Below are 17,299 nucleotides of genomic sequence, written 5' to 3'. Positions count from 1 at the left end.
CCGGCCGGCCTCAGCCGCCCCGCCCGGCATCAGATGCCCCGCCCGGCCTCAGATGCCCTGTCCGGTCACCCGGAACACGTGGGTCCCGGCTCCCACGGTGAAGTGGGCGTAGCCGTCCGCGCGGGGGCCGGGGCCGGCGGCGGCGGGGGCGTGGACCTTCTGGCGGTCGCCGACAGGGACCAGGACGTCGGCGGTCGATCCCGCGGGCACGTCGACGGTCAGGGTGAACCGGTCCCGCGCCCGCCTCCACGACGAGGCGATCCGGCCGAGCGGCGAGGCGACGTGCGCGCAGGCGTGGGTCAGGCCGCCGCCGGCGTGCGGCTGGATCGTCACCTCGGTGTAGCCGGGCGCGGCGGCCCGGATGCCGGCGACGTCCTGGTAGAGCCAGTCGTCCACCGTCCCCATGAAGGCGTGGTCGTGCGAGCGCGAGTCGGCGTTCCACTCCTCCCACATCGTGGTGGCGCCCAGGCCCTCGAACCAGTAACCCCAGCCGGGGTACGTCGGGTTGGTGGCGACCTTGTACGCCAGGTCGGCGTGCCCGGTGTCGGTGAGGACCGGCAGCAGCACCTTGGTGCCCAGCGCCCCGGTGTCCAGGTGGTCGCCGCGCGCGTGGATGTCGGCGACGAGGTGGTCGGCCACGGTCTTGCGGTGCTCCTGGGGCACCAGGCCGAACGCCAGCGGGAGCAGGTTGGAGGTCTGCCGGTAGCCCGCGGCCGGGTCGTCGACGTAGGCGCCCCGGCCGCTGTCGTAGAAGGCCGCGTTGAAGGACTTCGCGACCTGTGCGGCGAAGGCGTCGAAGTGCCGGGCGTCGGCGTCGTGGCCCAGCGCCCTCGCCATCGTCGCGAGCCTCGTCGCGGTGAGGTAGATGTACGCGGTGCCCGACAGGCGGGTGCCCTCCGGCGCGGCGGCGCCTTCCGGGGAGAGCCAGTCGCCGTAGCTGAAGCCGGTGTAGACGCCGCCGGTGCCGGCGATCTCGTGCTCGTAGTAGGCCAACCAGGCCTTCATGCCGGCGTAGTTGTCGGCGACCGCCTGCCGGTCGCCGTAGTACCAGTACAGGTCCCAGGTGCCGAGGACGTAACTCGCCGACCAGACCGGGTCCTTGACCAGCTTGCCCGACTCGGTGGTGGGCACCGTCGGGTCGAGCGACCCGTCGGCGCCCTGCTCGTCGCGGTGCGAGCGCATCCAGTTCTCGTAGAAGTTCTCCATGTCGAAGTTGTCGATCGCCGAGTCCGCGTAGAGGAATCCGTCCGCGGTGTACGGCCGTTTCTCGTACATGGGCGTGTCGGTCGGCACCGAGTACAGGTTGTTGAGGACGGTGTTCGCCTGCGCGTCCTGGTAGCGGTTGAGCAGGTCGCTCGAACTGGTGAAGTCACCGGTGGACGACACCGCCGTGTGGAGCCTCATGCCGTCGACCGACCGCAGGGCGACCCCCTGGGGGACGACGACCTGGGCGTAGCGGAAGCCGGCGTAGCTGTAGCTGGGCTGGTAGCTCTCCACCCCGTCGCCCTTGAGGGTGTACGTGTACGTCTGCAGGGCCATCCCGAAGCCGCCGGTGTTGTCGACCGTGCCGTCGGCGCGCAGCTTCTCGCCGTAGGTGATCGTGACCGTCGATCCCGCGGGGCCCTGGACCGCGACGCGCGCCCAGCCCGAGGTGGGGCTGCCGAAGTCGTACACGTGGGTCCCGGCGGCCGGGGTGGTGACGCGCTGCGCCGTCAGGTGCCCGGTCGCCTTGATCGGCGGGAAGCTCTCCGAACGCAGCGTCCCCGTGGGGCCGTTCACCGTCAGCGCGGGGCGCCAGGCGCCGGCGTCGAAGCCGGGGGCGTTCCAGCCGGGCTGCTCCAGCCGGGCGTCGTAGGACTCGCCGAACCACAGCGACTGCGTGGTGGTCGGCCCGTCGCAGACCTTCCAGCCGCTGCCGCTGGTCACGCGCTGGTGCGTGCCGTCGGTGTAGGCGATGTCGAGTTCCAGCTTGAGCTTGGGCTCGCCCCACCACGGCGACGCCTTCCACTCGTCCGGGTTCGTCATCCCGTAGTAGCCGCGTCCCAGACTGACGCCGATGGCGTTGTCGCCGGTGCGCAGCGTGCCGGTGACGTCGTACGTCGAGTACAGGACCGTCTTGTCGTAGACCGTGAAGCCGGGTTCGAGCTCGCGGTCGCCGATGCGCCGGCCGTTCAGGTAGAGCTTGTCGTAGCCCAGGCCGGCGACGTAGGCACGCGCCGAGGCGATGCGCTTGCCGGCGGTGAACTCGTCGCGCAGCAGCGTCTCGGGCGCGGGCGGGGCGGACACCGACGTGCCCCACGGGCCCGCGCCGTAGTGCGCGGCCACCAGGGCCCGCGGCCACGCGCCGTCGTCGTAGCCGGGCTGCTGCCATCCGTCGGCGGCGGAGTCCGACGCCTTCCACCCGCCGTCGGTGACCAGGTCGTCGGGCGCTCCCGCGCCCTCGAAGTGCAGGCTGCCGATCGCGCCCGCGGGACCCTGGCTGGTGTTGGTCACCGCCACCGCCAGCACGTTGACGCCCGCATGGAGATAGGCGGCGATGTCGAGGACGCTCGCGGTGCTCCAGGAGTTCGCGACCTTCGGGGAGCTGACGGCCTCGGCTCCGTCGACGTACACCGTGAAGCTGTCGTCGGCGGTGAACTGCAGTTCGGCCGAGGTGAGGTGTTCGCCGGCCGGCAGGTCGAAGGTCCGGCGCAGGTAGCGCGTCCCGGCCGGCGCCGAGTCGGACGGGTCGCCCTCGGGATACCAGATCCAGTTCGCGTCGCCGAGCCGCAGCGCGGGCGCCGCCGCGTGCGCACCGATCCATGTCCCCTGGAAATCACCGGGGTCGACGAAGGCGGTCTCGAAACGCGCCTGCGCGCTCCACGGCGACACGTCTCCGGCACGGTCCCAGACCCGGACGCGCCAGTGGTAGGCGGTCCGGGAGGCGAGGGCGGGACCGCCGTAGGCGACGTCGAAGGACTGCGAGGAGCGCACCCGTCCGCTGTCCCACACCGTTCCCCGGCCGCCGGGCGACGTCGACACCTCGACCTCGTAGGCCGCCTGGGGATCGGCCGCGCGGCCGGGGTTCGCGCGGCCGGGAGTCACCTGCCAACTCAGCCTGGGGCGGGCGACGTCGACGCCCAGGGGCTCGACCTGGTGCTCGACCTCCAGCCCGCCCACGGTCGGCGCGGACGCGGACGCCGCGTCCCGCTGGTGGTCCGAGCCGGCCGCTGCCGCTGCCGCCGCGCCGGGCGCGGGGCCGAGCGTCGACGCCGCGGCCACGAGCGACAGCATCAGTCCGAGAGCGAATCCGCGCTTTCTCACGCCTGCCTCCATCGACGACACGATCCGGCGCGGGCTGCGCACCCGACGTATTGAATCGTTTCAATATCCACTTATGTCATGCAACCACAGGCTGCGCGGAGAAAACAAGACACCGGGCGCCGATCGCCCGCAGACCCCGCCGTCCCTGCCGCACCCCGCGCACCCCGCGCACCCCGCGCACCCCGCGCACCGGCGCCACCGGATGCCGGCGGGCGAGAGCGGCGGGCAGAAGCGGCGGGCAGAAGCGGCGCGTTCTAAGCTCGTGCCATGGCGATCGCGTACGAGTGGCGGGGCGACTTCGACAACGCCGCGCTGAACGCCTGCACGCACAGGGCTTCGACCACCCGGTCTTGGACATCGACTGGCTGGCCCAGGTGCGCCGTCACAGCCTCGGCTGGGTCTGCGCCCGTGACGACGCAGACCTCGTCGGCTTCGTCAACGTCGCGTGGGACGGCGGCGTCCACGCGTTCGTCCTCGACACCGTGGTCGCAAGGGGCCGTCGCCGCACCGGAGTCGGAGCCGAGCTCGTCGCCGAGGCCGCGCGCCGGGCCCGCGCGGCCGGGTGCGAATGGCTCCACGTCGACTTCGAAGAGGAGTTGCGGTCGTTCTACGTCACCGCGTGCGGGTTCACCCCGACCGCGGCGGGACTCATCCTTCTGTGAACCGGCTCCGCGGCCAAGGCCGGACAGGCTACTTCGGCAGTCCCGCGCCGGGCCGCGTCCCGGCACCCGAACGTCCCCGGGAACGTGCCTTCGACGCTGCCCTCTTGTACATCGCCCGGCCGCCTCCCCCGCTCTAGGCTCGGTGCGTCGACCGGGCGGGGCGGGGAGGGGCGAGGAGCGTGCACGAGTTACGGAGAGCGGCGGAGCCGCAGCAGGCGCACCGGGCCGCCGGGCGGGCGGCGCCGCCGCCCACGGGTCTGGCCGCGCTTCAGCAGTAGGCGGGGAACGCCGCGGTGACCCGCTGGGTACAGCGCAAGCCGGCCGACGCCCTGCAAGAGCACTACGCCACGCGGCCCACGGAGCACCCCGAGTGGGAGACCTACCGGAAGCTGACCGAGGCCGCGGGCATTCCCCAGGCGGAGGCCGACGCCGCGTGGCAACTCCTGCACGGCGGGGTCGACTCGCAGGGCGCGCTGAACGCCGAGGCGGCGGCGCGCACGAGCGACCGCCAGGCGCAGCGCGAGATCCGCACGACGAACACGTGGTACCAGGAGTTCGTCACGCTCATGACGAAGCACCTGGAGCTCAAGACGCCCACCATGGCCCTGTGGGCCGGCGGCATCGAGGTCAACGACTACGCGCACGCGAAGGGCCACACACCGCTGGCGCAGACCCGGATCGGCAGCGTGCTGAACGTCCTCGAACTGCACCCGGACTGGAAGCTGACCGGACCGATGTGGAGCATCCTGTCCAAGGCGTTCGTGTCGCTGGCCACCGGCCCGGTGCACATCTTCGTACGGGCCTACGACCCCGACAGCATCCTGATCCGGCTGGAGGTCCCGGAGCTGCGGCTGGTCCAGCGGCTCAACCCGAACGTCCGGATGATCTGGCACCCCCTCTACACCGGCCCGGACGGGCGGACGAAGGAGATCTCCGAGGACTTCCGCCTCGTCGACGACGCGGAGTACGACAAGCGCGACACGTGCGTGCGGATCCTCTTCCAGTACCTCAGACGCTTCCACGGCGAGAGCAACGCCAAAGCCGCCCCCGCCCACAAGAGCATGGAGCAACTGCTCGCCGCGAACGGCCACAAGGACGGCGTCTGACCCCGGTCGGCTCCTGTGCGGCGACCGGCGGACGCGCCCGATGCCGTCGGCGGCGCCCCGGACCGCCGTGGGCCATGAGGGCAGGCCGTTGGGGCAGCGGTGTCTGCCCGCAAGCGCGCACGGCGGTCCCTTGTAGCGCTCCGGCGCGGGTGCGAGGCTGATTCGGACGGGCTCACCCACACACGCGGAGGCAGATCCCATGCGGTCGCGGCCGGAGCAGTTGAACGGGAACGCGCCGGACGCCCGGCAGAAGACCACCGGCCCGGTCCCGCCCGCGCCCCATGCGCTCACCTCCGCGGGAGTGCTCTCGCTGCAGCGCCTGGCCGATCCCGGCGCCGTCGCCCGGGACGCGGCGCCGGACCAGCACGTCCACGACGCCGGCTGCGGTCACGACGACGGCGGGGGCGTCGACCCCGCCGCCCAGAGCGCGCTGCTGGCGTCCGCCTTCTCCTCGCCGAGCCGGCCGCTGCCCGGGGCGCTGCGCGCCGAGGCGGAGTCCTTCTACGGCAACGACTTCTCCGGCGCCCGTATCCACGACGACCTCGTGGCGCAGCGGGCGACCGAGGCGCTGGGCGCGCAGGCGATGACGGTGGGAGCGCATGTCTTCCTGGGACCGGGCGCGGCCGGCGACAAGGAGATCATGGGGCACGAACTGGGCCACGTCGACAAGAATCTGAGGGGCATCCGGGAGACCGGCGACGACAACGGCGCCGGCCTCAGCGTCACCGACCCCCGGCAGGACTCCGAGCGTGCGGCGGCGGCCGACGGCGCGGCCTTCGCGGCGGGCGCCGCGACGGCCCCCTCGGCCGGCGCGGGCCACCACGAGACCGAGCCGGCCGGCGCGGTCCAGCGGTCGACCGCGGCGGTCCAGCGGGTCCAGCGGCCGGCCGGCGGGGCGGCCATCGCCCGGGTTCGCTCCTTGCAGGCAGCGGCGGGCAACCACGCCGTGGCACGTCTTCTCCGTCCGGGCGCGGCTCCGGTGCAGCGCGCGGGCAACAAGAAGACGCCCAAGCAGACGGCGATGGAGATCGACGAGGCCGTCAAGGAAGAGTGGACGAAGGCGTACGGCGGCGGACGGCACGGCCAGGGCCCCGACGAGGTCCGACGGCGGTACGCGCGGTCCATGCAGGACGACGAGACCTCCCAGACCCTGTCCCACCAGGCCTTCCTGGTGTACGACGCCGTCGCCGGGGTCCAGGAGGCGGAGGGCGTCAGGGACACCCGGGAGCGCGAGGTCCAGGGCATGCTGATCAACAACCGGCTGCTCTTCGCCTCGAATTACAACGAGTCGATGCAGGCTCTGAAGAGGTTCGAGACCAAGGGCGGTCAGGGCGGCTACGCGGCCCTGGTCTCGACCCACCAGAGCGCGGACGGCCGGGCGCAGGGGCTGGCGGGACCGGACGCCTACGAGTATGCGGACCGGATGAAACGGGCCGAGGACAAGACCCAGGCGGTCATGGCGGGTGTGCGCCATACGTCCGGAAGCGACGCCACGGCCGAGGCGCTGCGCAAGCGCTATGGCAAGCGCGTGTCCCTCGTGGACATCAGCGATTCGCGGCTGCACACGCTGCTCACCGACGAGAAGTACGAGGGCGCGATCTTCCTGCTCACGGTGAAGGAGGAGAAAAAGCTGATGCACGCCGAGCAGAAACTGCTGCTGGCGCTGCACAGGTCCGGGATCAGCCCCAAGGAGGTCCACGGCGAGCACGCCATCATGGGCCGGTACCGTGGCTGCCTGTGCTGCACCGCGGCCCTGGAGTACTACCGGTCGAAGGCGGGGTTCGGAAACCTCGACTTCGACCCGAACCCCGGCTTCTACTACTGGGAATCGCTCGAAAACCTCTACCGGCACCAGGCGCACGTCGTCAGTGACCCCGCTTTCAAGGAGTACATGCTGGAGCTGGCGTCGCGGCTGCCGGCCACCCCCGCCCTGTCGCGCATGAACCCCCCCGAGGACGCCTACGACAAACACGGCCTGGAAAGCATCGTGCCGGCCGGATTCGCCGCACGGCGGAACTACCGCACCCCTTCCCTCAGCGACGTCGAGTTGGGCACCGACGAGGACGGGCGGACGGTCTACTCGTCCTATACCCGCACACAGGACGTCGCGGCCACCGAGCAGGGCCATGCCCCTGTCGGCCCTGGGGCGGAGCACGTCAAGTCCAGGCAGCACGCCGACGACGTCATCACCAACTCCGCAGACCAGCAGCGGATCCAGGAAGCCTGGTTCGGACAAGACCAGGACTACAGGAGGCAGCTCCTCAAGTACTGGGTGGAGGAGCAGGGGGCGAGCTATCCCGAACTCGCCAGGATCATCCACAAGGTGGATTCCGAGCGGACTCTGGAGGCGCTCAGAACCAGGGTCTACCGGATCGTGAAGGACAAGACCGGGCATAAGGAGCAGGACAACAAGCGTGAGGCCGGGGAGGCCGTCGTCCGCCGGCCGGACAAGGGCAAGTACGCCGCGAAGAAGCCGGACTCGGGCAAGAAGCCGTCCAAGCCCAAGCGCATGACGATGACCACGTCATCCCCCGGCTGGGGCACGATCATGTCGGTGATGCAGACCGACCAAGGCTTCTATTACGCGTGGTACCAGAGGGAGAAGGGCAAGCAGAAGGCGTATATCCAGCCCACGAGCATGCCCGCCGCCCTGGCCCAGACCGTGGCCGCGCTCAGCAACGAGTACACGGTCTCGTCGATGGCGCAGTTGCTGCACATAGCAGAACGGTCCCTCAGAAATCACGTCAACAGGGTGGAAGCGGCCCACGTGCCGGACGGTCAGGCGTCGGGGCCGGTGTACGACGAGGACGTGCCGATGTCGACGCCGGCCTACGACGAGGACGTGCCGATGTCCGGGACCGGCGGCGACGAGGACGTGCCGATGTCCGGGACCGGCGGCGACGAGGCCACGGGCTACTCCTACTCCCTGACCCCGGCCGCCGCGAGCGCGAGCTCCTCCACCATGGCCCCGGCCGCCGGGGGAAGCGCCTACACCTACCGGATCGCCGACGTCGGAACGTCCACCGGAACCCTCCAGTACCCCGAGATCCCGGGCTACGTCCGGCGGACCGACCGCATCGGGCAGGTGACCTACCTCGACCCGCAGACCGGCTCCGTCAGCGTCTGGGACACGGACGCCCGGCACCTGGTCGTGGTCGGCTACGAACGGGTCGAGTAAGGCGCCGACATGGACTGGAGCCAGTGAGCGGTCCCCGGAGGAGTCCTCCGGGGAAGCGGTCCTAGGAGGAGCCCGCCTGGGAGGGGCCGTAGAACTCGATCTCGGCGACGGCCACCTGCCTGGTCGAGCTGGTGTTGTAGGCGGTGACCACCGTGAACCGCACCGATGTGACGTCACGGAAGTCGAAGTCCCGCTTCTGGAAGCCGCTGGCCTGGTCCAGGAGGAGGGTCTTGGTGGTGACCTTGCCGTCGTCGGTGGTGACGCGGGCGTCGATGCGGTGCGGGATCGCGGACTTCGACAGGGTGTCGGCGTGCGTGGACTCGCCGGCGGTGATGCCGACGTCCAGCAGGTTCACCGGCTCCTGGAAGTGGGCCTCGATCCACTCGCCCTGGTCGGACCCGGTGATGCCGGGGCCCCACCAGGTGTTGTTGAACTTGTCGAAGGCCAGGCCCGGCCCGTGCTGGGCGTACGAGTGGGAGGCGGTGGCCGAGTCCGGCGCCACCGGGACCCGCTTGGCGAAGTGGTCGCGGGTGGCGTCGATCCCGTCGCCGACGTGCACCAGGCCGGTCACCGCGAGCGCGGCGACCACGGCCCAGACGGCCCAGCGCAGGACGCGGCCCAGGGTGCGGCGCAGCCGCGGCCGGTCGCCGGCCCACGGCTGCTCCTGGTTCCGGTGGTCGAGCACCCGCCGCCACCACGGGCGCCGCGCGCCGTCCGCGGGTCCGGCGGTCATGGACATCGCGCAGCGTGAGCAGAAGTGGCGCTCGGCCGGGTTGGCCGTCCCGCACCACGGGCAGGCGAGGCCGCCGACGACGTCCTGCTCCCCCGGTGCGCGGACCTCGGGCCGTACGGGCGCGGGCCGTCCCGGCAGCACCGGCGCGACCGTCGGCGGCCGGTCGGGCAGCGCCTGCGGATCGGCGACCGGTACGAGCAGGGCCCGCGCCCGCTCGGCGGCCGCGGCCGCGTCCTGGTCCGCGGCCGGGCCGGGGTCCGTGGCGGTCCCGTCCGTCGGCACCGGCGGGGTCTCCAGCGTGTCGTCCCCCTCCCGGCGCCCGGCCGCGGCGGGCTCCGCGCGTGCCGCCGGTGCGGCCTGCCCCGCGGGCGAGGCGGCCACGGCCGCGCCGCCCGCGGCCGGGCGGCCGGGGCCCGGGCTCCACCGCAGCACCGCGTTGCAGCTCTCGCAGAACGCCTGGTGCGGATCCTGCCGCGTGCCGCACTGCTCGCAGACCACGGTCGGCTCCTCCTGCGTGCCGGCCTGCGTACCGGCGTCGACGGCGGCCTGGGCCGGGGCCTGTGTGCGGTCCTCGTGGTGGCCGGGTGCCTGGCTGGCGGTCATGACTCGGCGGTCCTCTCGACGGCGGTCACCTGGACCGTGTAGGGCATGTGCGCGGGACGGGTGGCGGCGACCAGGTCGTCCAGCCGGTACTCGTCCGCGGCGGTCGGCTCGGGCAGACGGATGGCGACGTGCAGGCGGGGGCGCTTCTCGCCGGGGACCGGGCCACGGGGCGCGGCGCTCCAGGCAGCGCCGCCGCTCTCGGTGATCTCGGGCTCGACGCCGAAGGCGAGCCGCACCGCCTCCGCCAGGCCGGCGCGGGTGCCGCGGACGCGGTGCAGGCGCGCGGCGGCGGCGACCGCGGCGCGCAACCGCGCCTCGCCGACCGCGTCGTCGTCCTCGATGCCGTCGGTCTCCGCGCCGACCCACCAGCCGAGCCAGCGGGTGAAGTCGGCCGGCGCCAGGGACGGGGTGAAGTACGCCTCCAGGCAGTCCAGGACGTTCAGGAAGGGCGCGAGCACCTCGTCGAGGCCGCCGACGAAGCGCTGCATCATGTCGTCGTCGGCGTAGACGGCGGGCAGCATCGTGCCCAGCGGCACGGCGGAGCCGAGGCCCTCGACGGAACCCCTCACGAGGTGCCCCCGATCACCCGGACGCGGTGGTCGTAGGAGAACACCAGCGACGGCGGGTCGAGGTCGATGCGCTCGGTCCGGTCGCCGCGCTTGCCGGTCAGCGGATCGGCCGGGTGCAGCTGCACCTCGTCGACCAGTTCCACGCCGGGCACGCGCTGCAGCACCGCGAAGATCTCGCCGGACTGCACGGGGCGGCCGAAGGGCCAGCCGGTGCCGTCGGCGCCCCCGGTGAGCGGGTCGAGGTGCCGGTAGAGCGCGTCGTGCGCGTCGCGGCGGACGCGCTCGGCGTCGGCGCCGCGGAAGGCGTGCAGGGTCGCGACGACGGTCACGCCCTGGTAGTAGGGCGGGCCGACGGCCAGCCGGGTGCCGATCAGCCGCCGTTCGTCGAGGTAGTCGGTGATGCGCCGCAACAGGGAGTCCGCGGGCACGAGTTGCTCGAAGCGCAGCCTGCCGCCGGGGTCGGGCACGGCGCGCGGGACGACCAGGACACGCACCGCGTAGGCGCCGTGCTCCCCCTCGTCGCCTTCCAGGCAGGTGATGCGGGCGGTCTCCGGCGCGGCGTGCCGGGCGAGTTCCTCGTAGTCCCGCAGGGTCACCGCGCGGTCCTGGGCGCGCAGGGTGAGCGGCGCGCGCGCCTTGGCCTCCGCCACCGTCTCGCCGTCCACGCCGCCGTGCGCGGCCTCGCGGTTGACGACCTCGGCGACGTAGGGGACGGAGTCGCGCAGCGTCCTGATGGCGCCGCGGGCGACGTTGCCGGTGCGTCCGCCGCCGGTGCGGTAGCGGGCGGCCCGGATCACGGCGCCCTTGGGCGGCACCGCGCCGTACTGCCGCAGACTGCCGTCGCGTTCGCGGACCGCGGGGCCGAAGGCGATCTCACCGGTGGCCGCGTCCAGGGTGACGTGCCGGTCCTTGGGGCCGGAGGCCGCGAAGTGCTGGACGACCTGCCAGTCGGTCCACCCCCCGTACTCGGCCACCTGGAGGTGCAGCGGCGGCACGTCGCCGACGACGGGCGCGTGGGCCAGGCGCAACCGCTGCCCGGGCAGCCCGGTGGACTCGCCGAGCGCCTCGTCGTGGACCGTCTCGGCGTGCACGGCCGGTGCCGTGCCGCCCGTGGTGAACGCCTCGGCGGAGCGCACGGTCGGCGAGGTGGTGTAGAAGGGCTGGCCCGGCTCCGGCTCGGTGACCCGGCAGCGCAGCCAGCCCGCCTCGTGCCGGCCGGTGCGGGACAGGATGTGCCCGCCCGGCACGTGCAGCACCACGTCGCCGGGGCGGTTCAGGCCGCCGGTGCCGTCCTCCTCGACCTCGCACGCCGTCCAGCCGTCGGCGGTCCACGCCTCCCAGGCCAGCGGCGGCTGCCGGGGGTCGACGCCGACGCCGTCGACCTGGCTGTCCAGCCGCAGCGCCACCGCGCAGTGCGGGGCCGCGGCGCTGAGCCCGAGCAGCATGCTGTCGCCGGCCGAAGGCGCCTCGGCGAAGCACAGCACGTCCCGGCCCGCCGCCAGGTCCGCGGTCCTGTCGGTCACCGCCTGCCCGCTGTGCTGCACGGCCAGGTGCAGCAACCGCGTGGGCACGATGACCAGGTCGCGTTCGGTGCTGAAGACGACCGCTTCCTCGCTGTCCGCCCGGACGGTGGCGGTCTCGGTGCCGGTGCGGACGACGACCGGGTCGTCCTGCGGGGCCGACAGCCAGAACGTCACGTCGGTGCGCGCCGCGGACGGCGGGAAGAGGGTCACCCCGACCAGGTCGAGGAAGGCCAGGTGGTTCTTCTCCGGGACCCGGTTGAGCCGGTAGACGATCTGGTCGGCCAGGTGGGCGACGGTCTCCACGAGGGTGACGCCGGGGTCGGACACGTTGTGGTCGGTCCACTCCGGCGCGCGCCGCTGGATGAAGCGCTTGGCGTCGTCGACGAACTGCTGGAAACGGCGGTCGTCGAGGTTCGGGGAGGGCAGTGCCATCAGCGGTCGCTTTCGGTGGCCGGCGTGCCGTCGCGCGACGGCGGCTCGGGATCGTCGTGGGAGGGGATGACGTAGAACGGGAAGACCAGGCTGCGCGGGTTGTTGGTGCCGCGGATGGCGTACCGCACGTCGATGAAGAGCACCCCCGGCTCCTCGCCGACGGTCACCTCCACCTCGTGCACCTCGATGCGCGGCTCCCAGCGGTCCAGGCTGGTGAACACCTCGTGCTGGATCCGGCCCACGGTGGACTCGTTGACCGGTGCGAAGACCATGTCGTGGATGGCGCAGCCGAACTCCGGCCGCATCGGCCGCTCGCCCGGCGCGGTGGCCAGCACCAGGTGCATGGCCTCCTCGACCTCCCGCTCCCCGCTGACCAGCGCGATGCCGCCGGTCGGGCCGATCCGCAGCGGGAAGGACCAACCGGAGCCGACGAACTGCTCGGGCATCAGATGACCTCCATCCCGTTGGCGGTGACGTTGCCGAGCATGGCGATGTTGGCGGCCTCCATCTGCATGTTCAGCGCGTTGAAGTTCGCGTCGAGCGCGGCCGAGACGCTCAGCGCGGCCCGCGCGCCGATCTCCATGGCCGTGGAGTTGACGGTCAGCGCCCCGCCCGCGTCGAGGTTCATCACGCCCCCGGCGTTCAGGCTCATCTCGCCGCCCGCCTGCAGGCTGAGCTTCCCGCCGGCCTTCAGACTCAGGTCGGCGCCGGCCTTGACGGACACCGTCGTGCTGCCCTTGATCGAGACGCTGCCCCGGCTGTCGATGCTGATCTCGGTGTTCGTCCGGTCCAGGTGGACCACCAGCCGGTCGTTGCCGGTGCTCAGCCGCACCCCGCGCTTGCGCAGGCCGCTCTGTTGGCTGAGCAGGTCGACGCGGTTGTACTCCCGGTCGGCCAGGGTGTGCCGGTTCGCCTTGCCGCTGACCCGGTCGTACAGCTCCACGTCGCCGGGCCGGAAGCGGTCCTTGCCGTTGTAGAGGCCGCCGAGGACGTACGGGTGGTCCAGGGCGCCGCGGTCGAACGCCACCAGCACCTCGTCGTTGACGTCCAGCGGGACGATGCTGCCGCCGCCGACCCCGCCGAACTGCACGGTGCGGGTCCAGTCGCTGACGTAGGTGTCGTCCAGCCACGGGAAGGTGAGCTTCACCCGGCCCAGCCGCAGCGGGTCCTTGACGTCGGTGACCAGCGCGTTGGCCACGCTCGGCAGGCGCGGCGCGGCCGTCGTGCCGCCGGAGGCGAGCCCGTACAGCGACCGCCACTGCCGCCCGCTGACGCTCACCCGGGTCCGGTAGGGGCGGCCGTTCTCGAAGGTGTGCCGGACCCCGGTCACCGTGTACTTGCCCTCGAAGGGCTTGCCGACGTCCTCCAGCAGCACCGCGACGTCCGGACGGATCCTGGGGTTGCCGTGGACGGTGATCTCCAGTTCGGCGAAGGAGGACGTCACGTCGTCGGCCAGTGCCTGCGCGGCCCGCTTGACCTGCGGCTGCCGGTCGTACGGGGTGCCGGCCTCGACCAGGTCGCCGGCGGTGAAGGCCGCCGCCATCTCGCCGGGCGAGGCGCCGTTGTCGATCGCCGGGTTGGCCGCCGCCCGCACCTTCTCCTTCAGCTTCCGCTTGGCCTGCACGTCCCAGCCGCGCACCTCCACCTGCGGGACCTGGTCGGCGGAGGTGACGGCGGCCCGGCAGCGCAGCACGTCGACGCCGCCCTGCAGGACGAACTGGCTCTTGTCGCTCTCGGTGCCCTGCGGCGGCGCGCCGAAGGCCCGCTTGCGGCCGACGAACCGGAACAGCCCGTCGGAGTCGAGGTACGCCACCTTCTCGTTCTCCTCGGCGAGCCGGCACACGAAGTCCCAGTCGGTGACGTTGTCCTGGGTGATGAACTCGTAGGCGGGCCTGGTGGGTTCGATGGCGCCGACCGGGATGCCGCTGTCGGCGACCAGCTTCGCCACGATGGCGCTCGCGGTCATCTCGGTGTAGCCGACCACGCGGCGCCGGCGCAGCATGCGGTGGCCGAGGTCGTAGCCGCGCACCACGGTGAAGGTGCCGGTGCCGTCGTAGTCCGCCTCCAGGCCGGTCACCTCGCCGGTGAGCAGCGTGTCCTGCGCGCCCTTGCCGTCGGCGACCGGCGCCAGCTCGACCTTCGAGCCGATCGTGATGTCGGCCAGCCCGAGCACCTCCCGCCGCGCCTTGTCGCGGAAGGCCAGGTGGAAGGCGCCGGGCACGCCGGACGCGAGGTCGACCCAGGCGTCGACGAGGTGGTCGGCCACGGGCGAGCGCAGGGAGCGGCCGTTCACCCTGACGTCGATGACGCTGGAGAAGGCTATCTTGGTCATGGCGTGGTGACCTCCTCGGCCGCGGGCAGGATGAGTTCGGTGCCGGGGGTGAGCCGCGCCGGGTCGTCGATGCCGTTGGTCTCGGCGATGGTCCGCCAGGCGGCGGCGTCGCCGTACTCGCGCCAGGCCAGCGACTGCAGGGAGTCGCCGGCGACCAGCCGGTGCACGCGGCGCGCGGTGAGGGCGCCCGAGGTCGGGTTCTGTCCCGCGGTCCTGGTCGGGATCTCGTGCAGGCGCAGCTGGCAGGTGGCCCGGATCGGCATTCCGGACGTGCCGAAGACGGTGTACTGGGCCTCCACCGACTCGACGTAGGCGGTGAACCTGGCCGTCCTGAACGACCCCCACTCGAAGACCACCCAGGGCGTGGAGGGCTGCTTCGCCGCCAGGCTCATCGACGTCACCTCGCAGCAGGAGAACAGCGACTCCACCATCTTCATGACGTCGTTGCTGTCCGGGTCGTCGGAGCGGTCGAGGAACACCGTCACGTTCAGCTCGCGCGGTTCGGGCCCCATGAACTCCGGCAGCACCCCGTCGCGCACCGCCGCCGCGGGCGTGGAGTTCCACTGCGCGCGGCGGGTCAGCGCGAGCTGGGAGGGGTTGAACTCGAAGCTGAAGGACTTGATCAGCGGGCCGGGGGTGGTGCTGTGCCCGAGCGGCGGCTCGTGGATGACCAGCATGGCGTGGACCAGGCTGCCGATGGCGTCGGCGACCTTGTTGCTCGCCTTGTTCCACTTGTGGTCCATCGAGTTCTCGAACTTCGACATCGCTACTCGCCCTCCACGTCGGTGAAGCCGTGGTGCGCGATCTCCAGGACCTCGGTGGCGACGCCGGGGCTCGCCGGGTCGAGCGTCGGCCCCTGCCAGCGCACCGGCACCACGTCCAGCAGGCCCCAGCGCGCGACCACCGAGCCGTCGGCGCGCAGCGCGGCGATCTCCGCGGTCGGCCGGGACACGCCGGTGGTCACCGACGAGATCCAGGCCGCCACGTTCGCCGTGCCGGCCGTCAGGGGACGGGTCAGCCGGATCGTCGAGTACGTGACGCGGGTGGGCAGTTGCCAGACGAACCCGTTGTTGCCGCCCTCCTGGTAGTGCTCCATCTCCACCTCGGAGGCGAGCCCCTCGCAACCGTTGAAGTAGCCCAGGTCCTCGCCGTCGATGGTCAGGGTGAAGAAGATCGAGGATCCCGGATCGAGATCGCTGCTCATCGCGGTCGGCCTTTCGCTTGCGGTCGGGGACCTCGCGGCCCCGCGGGTGCGGTCGGGCGGGACGCCGGCTCCTGCGGCCGGGCCGCCCGGTGCGGCCCGGCCGGTTCCGGCCGCTCGGTCACGGCCCGCGGGCGCGCGCCGCCCGTGGACCGGCCTCCGGCGCCCGGGTCCCGGTCCCCGGTCAGGGGTTCGCGGTCAGCGGCGCGCATCACGCTGCCTGCCGATGCGTTCGCGGTCGAGACGGAACTCCGTGCGCAGCAGCCGGGTCAGCGGGCCGAAGAGGCGATGGACCAGCTCGTCGGTCTGCGGCTCCGTCAGCTTACGGGGGTCGAAGCGCAGCCGCCTGGCCAGCGGCGCGCTCAACCGGTCGGCCAGGGCCTCCACTTGGCGGTCGGTGAGCCGTCGCGCGTCGAAGTCGCCGCTCACCGGCCGGCCTCGGTCGTGGTCGGCTCCGGCTCCGGCTCCGGCTCCGGCTCCGGTGTGCACGGTGCCGGAGACCGGGGTACGGCGCTGGACCTGGGTGCGGGCGGGGCTCGCGGCGGGCGGCGCGGCCGGCACGGTTGACGCGGACGGCACGGACCGCACCGGGCTGCCGAGGCCCGGCGCCGCGCCGGCCGCGGGTCTCCCCGCGGTGTGGCGCCGCACGGACAGGGCCCCGGTGCGCGCGGGCGCGCCGCCGGCCGCCGACCGCTGCACCGGCAGGGCCGCGGGCGGCGGCACCGGCAGCGGGGTCGGCGGGGCTGCGGGCGGCGCCGCCGCCGGACCGGCTGACGGGGACGGCCGGCCGGCCGTCGCCACGGGCACAGGTCCGGGTCTGGGTCTCGGGCCCGGTCCGGAAGGCACCGCACGACGCTGCACCACCGGCGCGCCGGCCGGCCGTACGGCCGTGGACGACGGATCGGGCATGGGCAGCGGGACGGGCGTGGACGGTAGGCCGGGTACGGACGCCGGGACAGGTGCGGGTGCCGGGACGGACGCGGGGGCCCGGCCGGGTGCGGGGGCCGGTCGCGCCGGGCTGCCGGGGAACGCGGGACCGGCCGGAGAAGCCGGGGAAGCGGGTGCCAGGGATACGACGGGACGGGCCGCGACGCTCGGTCCGTGCGCGGGCCGGGGCGACGCGGGCGGTTGCTGCCCCGGGCCGACTGGGCCCGGAAGGCGGCCGGGCGCGGCGGCCCCGGAGGCGGGGGAAGCGGCGGCAAGGCGCTGCACCGGCGGGACGCCGCTGCGGGACGGCCCGGTCGGCGGGCCCGTCACCGGAGCGGTCGGCGGTGCGGTGTCGAACCCGGTGCGTACGGCCGCCGCGCCACCGACCGGCGCCACGGGCATCGCGCCACCGGGCAGGGGCGCGCGCGTCGTGGCGGCGGCACCCGCCGGGGCCCCAGGTGCGGCGACTGCGGCCCTGGGCGACTTCCCGGTGCCGAGGCCGACCGCCGCGGACGCAGCCGTACGCCCCTGGGCCGGCCCGGCCGCGGGAAGCACGCCGGGGCTGCCGGCTGCCGGGCCGGGCGGCGCGGCGCTCCCGGCCGGGCTCGGGCCGGAGCCGGGGCCAGTGGCGGTGGCGGAGCCAGTGGCGGTGGCGGAGCCAGTGGCGGAGCCGGTGCCGGGCGCCGAGGCGGCGGTCGTTCGTCGCCACGGCACCGCCGCGGGGGCCGCG

General features: G+C 73.3%; 11 protein-coding genes and 1 pseudogene. 3 read left to right on the top strand and 9 right to left on the bottom strand.

The window, feature by feature from the left end:
* Positions 1–48: 48 nt before the first annotated feature.
* Complete coding sequence (locus VSR01_RS33180) at positions 49–3,303, bottom strand: family 78 glycoside hydrolase catalytic domain (protein WP_326452682.1); 3,255 nt, start codon at positions 3,301–3,303, stop codon at positions 49–51.
* Between the two features lie 267 nt (positions 3,304–3,570).
* Here VSR01_RS33180 and VSR01_RS33175 point away from each other — a divergent pair.
* The 3 genes and pseudogenes from VSR01_RS33175 to VSR01_RS33165 all read left to right on the top strand — a co-directional run bounded on the left by VSR01_RS33175 (position 3,571) and on the right by VSR01_RS33165 (position 8,249).
* Positions 3,571–3,965 (top strand): annotated as a pseudogene (locus VSR01_RS33175) (GNAT family N-acetyltransferase).
* 293 nt (positions 3,966–4,258) lie between these two features.
* On the top strand, positions 4,259–5,071 hold the full coding sequence (locus VSR01_RS33170; protein ID WP_326452681.1) for a hypothetical protein: 813 nt from the start codon (positions 4,259–4,261) through the stop codon (positions 5,069–5,071).
* Between the two features lie 199 nt (positions 5,072–5,270).
* A complete protein-coding gene (locus VSR01_RS33165) occupies positions 5,271–8,249 on the top strand; it encodes an eCIS core domain-containing protein (RefSeq protein WP_326452680.1) in 2,979 nt (992 codons plus the stop codon).
* A 61-nt stretch (positions 8,250–8,310) separates the two neighbouring features.
* Here the strand turns inward: VSR01_RS33165 and VSR01_RS33160 are convergent, their stop codons facing one another.
* The 8 genes from VSR01_RS33160 to VSR01_RS33125 all read right to left on the bottom strand — a co-directional run bounded on the left by VSR01_RS33160 (position 8,311) and on the right by VSR01_RS33125 (position 16,365).
* The gene (locus tag VSR01_RS33160; RefSeq protein ID WP_326452679.1) at positions 8,311–9,585 is read right to left on the bottom strand and encodes an NADase-type glycan-binding domain-containing protein; all 1,275 of its coding nucleotides are present in this window, start codon (positions 9,583–9,585) and stop codon (positions 8,311–8,313) included.
* Entirely contained in the window at positions 9,582–10,154 is a 573-nt protein-coding gene (locus VSR01_RS33155) for a phage tail protein (protein ID WP_326452678.1), read from the bottom strand. The genes VSR01_RS33160 and VSR01_RS33155 overlap by 4 nt, the downstream gene beginning before the upstream one ends.
* Positions 10,151–12,109: a putative baseplate assembly protein gene (locus VSR01_RS33150; RefSeq protein ID WP_326452677.1), complete on the bottom strand. Its 1,959-nt coding sequence runs from the start codon at positions 12,107–12,109 to the stop codon at positions 10,151–10,153. The genes VSR01_RS33155 and VSR01_RS33150 overlap by 4 nt, the downstream gene beginning before the upstream one ends.
* Positions 12,109–12,555, bottom strand: a complete 447-nt coding sequence (locus VSR01_RS33145) for a GPW/gp25 family protein (protein WP_326452676.1) — start codon at positions 12,553–12,555, stop codon at positions 12,109–12,111. Before VSR01_RS33145 ends, VSR01_RS33150 begins: the two co-directional genes overlap by 1 nt.
* Complete coding sequence (locus VSR01_RS33140) at positions 12,555–14,441, bottom strand: VgrG-related protein (RefSeq protein ID WP_326452675.1); 1,887 nt, start codon at positions 14,439–14,441, stop codon at positions 12,555–12,557. Before VSR01_RS33140 ends, VSR01_RS33145 begins: the two co-directional genes overlap by 1 nt.
* The gene (locus tag VSR01_RS33135) at positions 14,438–15,184 is read right to left on the bottom strand and encodes a CIS tube protein (protein WP_326453955.1); all 747 of its coding nucleotides are present in this window, start codon (positions 15,182–15,184) and stop codon (positions 14,438–14,440) included. The genes VSR01_RS33140 and VSR01_RS33135 overlap by 4 nt, the downstream gene beginning before the upstream one ends.
* Positions 15,185–15,207: 23 nt before the next feature.
* Positions 15,208–15,645, bottom strand: a complete 438-nt coding sequence (locus VSR01_RS33130; protein ID WP_326452674.1) for a phage tail protein — start codon at positions 15,643–15,645, stop codon at positions 15,208–15,210.
* Positions 15,646–15,840: 195 nt separating this feature from the next.
* Positions 15,841–16,365 carry a hypothetical protein gene (locus VSR01_RS33125; RefSeq protein ID WP_326452673.1) on the bottom strand — a complete coding sequence of 175 codons (525 nt, stop codon included), beginning with the start codon at positions 16,363–16,365 and terminating at the stop codon, positions 15,841–15,843.
* Positions 16,366–17,299 lie beyond the last annotated feature (934 nt).

This window comes from Actinacidiphila sp. DG2A-62 (assembly GCF_035825295.1).
Classification (GTDB): Bacteria; Actinomycetota; Actinomycetes; order Streptomycetales; family Streptomycetaceae; genus Actinacidiphila.
The sequence above is the reverse complement of the archived record's forward strand: the minus strand, read 5'-3'. Positions and strand labels throughout refer to the sequence as shown.

Coding starts and splice junctions, on each gene's coding strand:
- VSR01_RS33145 (WP_326452676.1), bottom strand. CDS start 12,555: ATGCCCGAGCAGTTCGTCGGCTCCGGTTGGTCCTTCCCGCTGCGGATC.
- VSR01_RS33150 (WP_326452677.1), bottom strand. CDS start 12,109: ATGGCACTGCCCTCCCCGAACCTCGACGACCGCCGTTTCCAGCAGTTC.
- VSR01_RS33130 (WP_326452674.1), bottom strand. CDS start 15,645: ATGAGCAGCGATCTCGATCCGGGATCCTCGATCTTCTTCACCCTGACC.
- VSR01_RS33135 (WP_326453955.1), bottom strand. CDS start 15,184: ATGGACCACAAGTGGAACAAGGCGAGCAACAAGGTCGCCGACGCCATC.
- VSR01_RS33160 (WP_326452679.1), bottom strand. CDS start 9,585: ATGACCGCCAGCCAGGCACCCGGCCACCACGAGGACCGCACACAGGCC.
- VSR01_RS33165 (WP_326452680.1), top strand. CDS start 5,271: ATGCGGTCGCGGCCGGAGCAGTTGAACGGGAACGCGCCGGACGCCCGG.
- VSR01_RS33140 (WP_326452675.1), bottom strand. CDS start 14,441: ATGACCAAGATAGCCTTCTCCAGCGTCATCGACGTCAGGGTGAACGGC.